This window comes from Ruegeria sp. CDSB086, assembly GCF_059611065.1.
In genome coordinates this window covers 64,094-71,763 of record NZ_JBXWOV010000013.1, presented here as the reverse complement: position 1 = coordinate 71,763, position 7,670 = coordinate 64,094, and the positions used below count along the sequence as shown (strand labels likewise).

The 7,670-nt window shown below is 54.4% G+C and carries 6 protein-coding genes; 1 reads left to right on the top strand and 5 read right to left on the bottom strand.

Annotated features, from left to right (window positions below; translation table 11 throughout):
- Positions 1-328 precede the first annotated feature (328 nt).
- On the top strand, positions 329-1,273 hold the full coding sequence (locus AC2FIO_RS21215; protein ID WP_496699865.1) for a hypothetical protein: 945 nt from the start codon (positions 329-331) through the stop codon (positions 1,271-1,273).
- A gap of 426 nt (positions 1,274-1,699) precedes the next feature.
- On the opposite strand, the gene urtE is transcribed toward AC2FIO_RS21215, so the two are convergent.
- Genes urtE through urtA form a run of 5 tightly spaced genes read right to left on the bottom strand, consistent with a single transcriptional unit; the run spans position 1,700 to position 7,661 of the window.
- A complete protein-coding gene (gene urtE / locus AC2FIO_RS21210) occupies positions 1,700-2,395 on the bottom strand; it encodes an urea ABC transporter ATP-binding subunit UrtE (RefSeq protein WP_496699864.1) in 696 nt (231 codons plus the stop codon).
- Between the two features lie 3 nt (positions 2,396-2,398).
- Positions 2,399-3,139 carry an urea ABC transporter ATP-binding protein UrtD gene (gene urtD / locus AC2FIO_RS21205; RefSeq protein ID WP_282118839.1) on the bottom strand — a complete coding sequence of 247 codons (741 nt, stop codon included), beginning with the start codon at positions 3,137-3,139 and terminating at the stop codon, positions 2,399-2,401.
- Positions 3,136-4,365 carry an urea ABC transporter permease subunit UrtC gene (gene urtC / locus AC2FIO_RS21200; RefSeq protein ID WP_496699863.1) on the bottom strand — a complete coding sequence of 410 codons (1,230 nt, stop codon included), beginning with the start codon at positions 4,363-4,365 and terminating at the stop codon, positions 3,136-3,138. Before urtC ends, urtD begins: the two co-directional genes overlap by 4 nt.
- A 3-nt stretch (positions 4,366-4,368) precedes the next feature.
- Complete coding sequence (urtB, locus tag AC2FIO_RS21195) at positions 4,369-6,321, bottom strand: urea ABC transporter permease subunit UrtB (RefSeq protein WP_496699862.1); 1,953 nt, start codon at positions 6,319-6,321, stop codon at positions 4,369-4,371.
- 59 nt (positions 6,322-6,380) lie between these two features.
- Complete coding sequence (gene urtA / locus AC2FIO_RS21190) at positions 6,381-7,661, bottom strand: urea ABC transporter substrate-binding protein (RefSeq protein ID WP_109312314.1); 1,281 nt, start codon at positions 7,659-7,661, stop codon at positions 6,381-6,383.
- Between the last annotated feature and the right edge of the window lie 9 nt (positions 7,662-7,670).

Sequence of the window (7,670 nt, the reverse complement as noted above, 5' to 3'; positions counted from 1 at the left end):
CGCATCAATCAGCGCCACCGTTTGTCCCCGCGCAGTGTGCGGATCAGCCATTGCGGTTACCAACAGAGACCTTCGGCAAGTAGTCATGGCGTTCACTTGGAAGTCGATCTCCGAGTGTCCAGACACCTATGCATCGTCGCAGCACTTTTGTTCAAGATGAACGACAAGCCCCTCGAAATGCAAAATGGGATTTGAGGCAACAGGAAGCTTCGTTTGTACACTTGGCTGGCACCCGATTGCATAGGAATTGTGGTAGACTGGCCCCGAGTACATTCTAGCAGGAGATCTCCCGGTGCTACCGAATTCACTCCGTCTCACACTATCCGTCATGACAATTGCCATCGCGGCAAGCGTACTGCCCGACCGGGTTGAAGCGATATCACAAGATGTCCCGGCGTGGTTACAAAAGCACGTGGGTACGGGTGACGGGCAAATCGCCCCGATCGTTTTGAAAAGGGCGCGAGCGCTTTACAAAGAGAAAGTACGTCGAGGCGAGGTAAGGAACCCCTGCTATCTTGCCAAAGATGCAACCCGCCCAAGTACCACAAGAAACGGCAATCCCGGCAAGCGGTTTTACGTCATCTGCGAGTCGCAAAAGTCCTTCCGAGCAATCTCGTCCGGCTACGGCAATGGTCGAAAACTCAAGCGTGCCAATTTTTCGAATGGTCGGCAATGCGCGAAGAACTTCAGCAATGCAGAAGGATCGAAACTAACCGCCGGCGGTGCCTATGTGACGGCTGAAACCCGCACGTCATTCAAGGGTTACTACAGTCAATCCGGCAAAACGCAGCCGTTCTTCCGCACGTTCCTTTTGTTTGATGGCCAAGGAGAAACGAGCAATGCTCGGGAGCGCGCTATCGGGGGCCATCCCGCCGTTTTCCTAAAATGGCAATGCAGGTTCAAAAACCCACAAAGCACACATGCAGACAACGACGGCTTTGTCCCCTACGGAAGGCTTGTGAACTACACGGGTGGTCGCAGCAATGGTTGTACAACCTGGTCACAGTCCGCCTCTAAAGAAATCCTGGCGCTTGTAGAAGGGAACCCGACGACCCTCTACATCTACCCAGAATCCAAAGACATCAACGCTGTCGCCAAGGCGGTAAAAAAAGGAAAATCACTATCGCGAGCAGGAGTTTATTGGAACGCAGCTTGCCTACAAGCAATCAGCGCACCAAAGTTTTGGCCCAAGAGCAGCCTCCAACCGATCATAAACAGTTGGAGGGCATCCTTGCCCAAACAACCGCCACTGGAATTGCCGATCTGCAAGTAGATTAAACTTAGCAGGCGAACCTAAGCGCGCTACACTCACGCGTTTTTGCTTCGGTCTTAACGAAAACGTATGCGCGTATTTGTCAAACGTCCTCTTGGGGGCGGGTAGGCCAATGATCTCTGGGCTGGTTTTGAAGTATCGAAGTGGATTGGTTTTTGTCATCCCACGAAGCTACGAAACCACCCTACCCGCCTCAAGCCGGTTTCCTCTGACAATGCCCAATTTGAACCTCAGTAGTACACGAAGCCAGTTGATCTGTCTGATAGTACACACCCATCAAGACAAGAGGCATCGAACGACAGCATCTCAAAACTAAGCATTTCTTTTTTGAACGTATTGGGAGGATCAAACCATGTCCCCAGCTTCAGTGCAGAACGTGATTTGGGCTTCATGAATCTAATTCGAAGCCAACTACACGGAACAGTGCTAAACTGTTACGGCCTGCAACACTTGATCACGCGTCAGGTCATCTCGTGAGCCTTTGACCAGGATTTCTCCGCGTCGCAACACAACAAACCTGTCAGCAAGATCATATGCGAAGTCGAAATACTGCTCGACTAAGACAATTGCCATTCCGCTCGTCTTTCTGAGGTGCCGGATCACTTCGCCAATCTGTTGGATTATGTTCGGCTGAATACCTTCGGTTGGCTCATCCAGCAGCAGCAGGCGCGGTCTTGTGATCAGTGCACGCGCGATGGCCAACTGTTGCTGCTGCCCGCCGGAAAGGTCGCCCCCGCGCCGGTTCTGCATTTTTTTGAGGACCGGGAACATGTCAAAAATAACATCTGGGACGAAGTGTTCGCTGGCAGGCAGACAGGAGAAGCCTGTTTCCAGATTTTCTCGAACCGTGAGCAATGGGAAAATTTCGCGACCTTGGGGGACATATGCCACACCTTTCCAGGCCATCTGATGAGCAGGTAAGATACCCATTTGCTTTCCGTCAAGCTCCAGTTCGCCACCGGAACGGGGATGCGCCCCTGAGATTGCCTTCATCAGACTGGTTTTTCCGACACCGTTGGTCCCCATGACGCACGTTACTTCACCCTGTGAAGCTTCCATGGAAATCCCGTTGAGGATTTGCGAGTGCCCATAGTGCAAAGTCAGATCGGTCAGCTTCAACATTTTCTAGCGCCCCAGATAGACGTCGATGACGTCCTGATTTGATGTCACGTGATCAAGGCTGCCCTCGGCTAAAACGGATCCTTCATGCAAAACCGTGACTTTGCAGTTCAGGCGCCTGACAAATTCCATGTCATGTTCAACAACCACAACCGCGCGGGTCTTTGCAGCTTGAACTAGCAAGTCTGTGGTATGTTCGCGTTCTTGCGGGGTCATGCCAGCGGCGGGTTCATCGACCAAAAGCAGACGTGGATCCTGCGCAAGCAGCATGCCAATTTCCAACCATTGCTTTTGCCCGTGGCTCAGTTCACCTGACTTCCGGCTCAGTTCCTGATACAGCCCAATTTCGGTGGCCAGGTCTTCGACCTTCTGCAAATCACTTTTGGACGGACGGTAAAGCAGTACGCCAACCCAGCCACGATTTTTCTTTAGCGCCATTAGTAGATTATCGCGCACGGACTGATCCTCAAAAACCGTAGGCTTCTGAAACTTCCGCCCGATTCCCGCCTGCGCGATTTTTGCCTCGGTCATATCCAACAAAGATACGGACTTTTCACCCCATATGACCCGCCCCTCATCTGGTCGGGTCTTGCCGGTGATGATGTCCATAAACGTAGTCTTGCCAGCCCCATTCGGGCCAATCACGGAACGTAGCTCTGCGTCACCAATCTGGAAGGACAGGTTGTTGATGGCGCGGAACCCGTCGAAGGTAACCGATACGCCACTTACCTCTAACAAGGTGCTCATAGGTTAGCCTCTTTCTCACGCAAAGCGCCTTCATCGGGTCCCAGATTGGCACCATGCCGATCGGGATAACGCTGGTTGGTATACAAGTCGAACAAACCTCCGATACCTTGCGGAGCAAACAGCGTGACCAGCACAAACGAAACACCCAGCAGCACTTGCCACCAGTCGACCCATTTGATCGTGTAAAAGCCAAGCGGAATATCCGGGGCCTGCCCGCCGGTGAACCAGGTGCTCAGCAGGCTGACAAAAGCCGCGCCGATGACCGCACCATACAGCCGGCCCCGCCCGCCGATAGCGACCCAGACGGCCAGATAGATTGAGGCGATGGGGGCCATCTCCTCGGGGTTGATAATGCCAGCCTGCGGATAATATAGCGCACCCGCGATTGCGGCGATGCAAGCCGTCAGGGTGAAGACAGCCAACTTGTAGGCTTCGACCGAATAGCCGAGGAACCGAACTCGCGCCTCGTTGTCTCGAATGCCGCGCAGGACCGAGCCGAACTTGCCCGACACGATCCATGCCGCCAGCATGTAACCCAGTCCCAACGCCAAAGCCGAAGCCCATAGGAACCAGAGCGAAACAACGTCTTGAGAGACAGTGACACCGGGCAGGTTCTGCAGGCCGGACAAGCCATTGTTGCCGCGCAAACCGCTGTCATTCTGAAACAGATACAAAGCCAGAGCCAGCGTCATTGCTTGCGTCAGGATCGACAGATAGACGCCGGTCACTCGACTGCGGAAGGCCAGCCAGCCAAAGATCAGCGCCAGCAGGCCAGGCACTACAACGACCAGTATCAACTGCAGCGTCAAGCTGTGCGAAAATGCCCAGATCAGCGGGAATTCGGATGATCCGACTACGCCGAAAATCTGAGTGCCGATGGCGTCCACAATTTCGGCAGGCGTTGGCGGAATGTCGGCTTGTGACAATGACTCGACCACGATCAGCCGGGTGCGTTCGTACATCAGCCACATACCGATCATATAGCCACCGAGCCCGAAGAAAGCGAAATGGCCTAGTGATAGAATGCCGGTGAAACCCCAAACCAGATCCATCGCGACCGCGATCAGACACAGGCACAGGGTCTTGCCCAGCGTTTTGACGAAACTGGTTGAGATCACACCGATTCCGAACCCTTCGGACAGGACAGTTACACCCAGCGTGAACAGCGACAGGATGGCCAGAAAGACCAACACAGATGGGTTCTTAGCAACAAAACTACGTTCCATAGCTCAATCCCCCGCCGCGCGACCTTTGAGGGCAATAATGCCTCGTGGTCGAAATTGGATGAAAATGATGATGAAGATGATCATGTAGGTTTGCGCCGCGAGTGTATTCGACGGGTTCATCCACTCGATCCCTTTTTGCAGGAACCCGATCATCCCCGCGCCTGCCAGCGCGCCCCAGATGTTGCCGACACCACCGACAACCACGGTCATGAAACTTTGCACGATGTAGTCGTTGCCCAGATCCGATGTGACTTTGGCGAACAGGCCAATGGCCACCCCCGCGATCCCAGCAATGCCGGAGCCGAGACCGAAGGTCAGCAAGTTCACCCGCCCCGGGTTGATCCCCATTGATCCGGCCATGCGCGGGTTCTGCGTGACCGCACGCATCTCAAGCCCCAGCCTTGTCCGTTTCATGATGTAAAGGAACAGCCCCAGAAAAATCAGCGCCAGCACGAAGATCGCAATGCGGATATAGCTGATCGAAACCACATCGTTCATCACCCAAGCACCGTCCAGCCAACCCGGAGCAGTCAGAGGGCGGGCCTGTGTACCAAAGATGTTCTTTGCCAGTTGCTGCAAGGCAATCGAGATACCAAAGGTCGCCAGCAGTGTTTCCAACGGGCGGGCATAAAGCCAACGGATCACCAGGCGCTCCATGGCGACGCCCATGGCAAACGTGACGGCGAAAGCCATTGGGATGGCAACGATGATCGATACCGTATGGTCGGGGACGTACTGCTGAACGACATAGCCCGTATAGGCACCCATCATGATAAATTCGCCATGGGCCATGTTGATTACACCCATCACTCCGAAAGTGATGGCCAAACCAATTGCGGCTAGGAAATAAATCGAGGCCAGAGAGACCGCGTCCAACGTCAGGTCGAGCGTTTGGTTTAGGCCAACTTTCAGTTCGATCTTCTTTAGCGCTTTTTCGGCAGCGGCGGTTACTTCGACGGACGGCTCGGCATAAGTCTCAAAGAACACATGTGCACCCAGCGCCATGTCGATATCGGCCTCAGTTACCAGCGCAGGAACAAGTCCGGCTTCAGCCAGAGTGTTGTAGGCTTGCGTGCGCGCAGTATTGTTGTTCAGTTGCGCGACCGGGATACCCCCTACGCGACCACCGTCGATGTTCGCAGCCAAAGCCAGGCGGATGTCGTCAGGCAACACATGGGGCGCAGCCAAGTCGCTCGCGACCAACAGGTAGTATGCGTCATCCCTCGACAAGGCCTCTGAACCGGGTTCCAGAATGATGGCGACGTTAACATCCGATGGCAGGTCCGCAGCGGTCTTTCGTGAGGTCACGACTAACGGGTTCAGTGCCGCGCGAACGTCGACACCCAGATCGTTAGACATTTCTTCAATTGCAGCCACGCGGGCCGCAACGTCTTCGTCATATCCAATCGTCAGCAGCCGTTCGAGCCGTTGCTTCTGGGCCTTCAAATCCACATCTGGCTCATCCTCGATCGAGGCACGAAGAGGTTCGAGCAGTGCGCCCTCGGGATCACGTTGAATGGACTTTAGTGCGGCTAAGCGCTTCTTTCGATCCGGGTCGGTCAACTGAAACTGCACCAGAGCTGTCCCGATCATAGCGCGGACACCGCTGTTGGGTTTCAATTGCTTCAAGTCTGATTTCTCAAACGTGCCGACCACTTCACCCGTGTCGAAATCGGTCAGTTGGTACAACCGCCCTTCGGCCTTTGTTCCGGCAAAGAACAGACCGTCAGACTTGCGCATCCACATGTCTTTGGCGACCCATGTCTCAAGCATCACCTGCGCTTGCGGCAGCCCACTGGCGGCAAGCGCATCAATCGCCGGTTTGATCGTCTTGCGCGAACTTTTGACAATGATCTCCTGATGATCCTGCAAGATCGGCTGCAGGCCACCCTCTTGCGCGTTGGCGTTCAGGCAGGCGAAGAGAATTGCCAGGCCCGCAAGGAATAGTCTTAACATGTGGTGAAACCCGCGTGTCTTTGGGCAAGGCGGGCGATCACACCCGCCTTGCGTACGATTTAGTAGTTCGACAAAGTCTGAACGCAGCTCTCGGTCTCGGTGTTGTACATACCGCAGCCGAGATCTTTCCAATCCGATTTCAGCACTGCCGATTCAGGCAGGAAGTCGGTCCATGCATCGCCCGGCACAACGTCCGTTTCGCTGATGATGTCGAACTGGCCGTCTTCCTGAATCTCACCAATCAGAACCGGCTTAGCCAGATGGTGGTTCGGCAACATCACAGCAGTACCTCCGGTCAGGTTCGGGAATTCCTGCCCGTACATGGCGGCGCGCACAGCGTCTACTTCGGTCGAGCCGGCTTCGGTCGCGGCATTCACCCACATGTTGAAGCCGATAAAATGCGCCTCCATAGGGTCGTTGGTCACCCGTTCGTCACCCATGGTGGCTTTCCAGGTTTCGACAAATTCGGCATTTACATCAGTATCCGCCGACTGGAAATAGTTCCAAGCCGCTAAGTGACCGACGAGGTTCGCGGTATCGAGACCGGACAGTTCTTCCTCACCAACCGAAAAGGCCACGACAGGAATGTCATCTGCCGAAACACCAGCTGCGGCCAGTTCTTTATAGAAACCAATGTTGGCGTCTCCGTTGATGGTCGAGATCACACCAACCTTTTTGCCATCTTCGCCCAGTGCGACGACGTCAGATACGATCTTGGACCAGTCAGAATGGCCAAAGGGGGTGTAGTTGACGAAGATATCCGCGTCCGAAATACCCTTTTGCTTAAGGTAGCTTTCCAAAATATTGTTGGTGGTCCTGGGATAGACATAGTCCGTGCCGAGCAGAGCGAATTTCTCAACCCCCAGTTCCTCCAGGAAATAATCAGTCGCAGGGATCGCCTGCTGGTTCGGGGCCGCACCGGTGTAAAAGACATTTTTAGAGCTTTCTTCGCCCTCATACTGAACCGGATAGAACAGCAAACCATTCAGTTCTTCGATCACAGGCAGTACTGATTTGCGGCTGACCGAAGTCCAGTTGCCAAAGATCACATCCACCTCGTGGACGGTCAGCAGCTCACGGGCTTTTTCCGCGAACAGCGGCCAATCAGATGCGGGATCCACAACAACGGCCTCAAGCTGCTTGCCCAAAAGACCACCTTTGGCGTTTTGCTGGTCGATCAGCATCAGCATGGTGTCTTTCAGAGTAGTCTCCGAGATTGCCATCGTGCCCGACAGCGAATGCAGCACTCCGACCTTGATCGTGTCTTCGGCAGACAAGGCAGCGGTGGCTATGGCAGCAAAGACAACCGATCCGGCGAGCGTGGATTTGAGCGATTTCATGTAATCCTC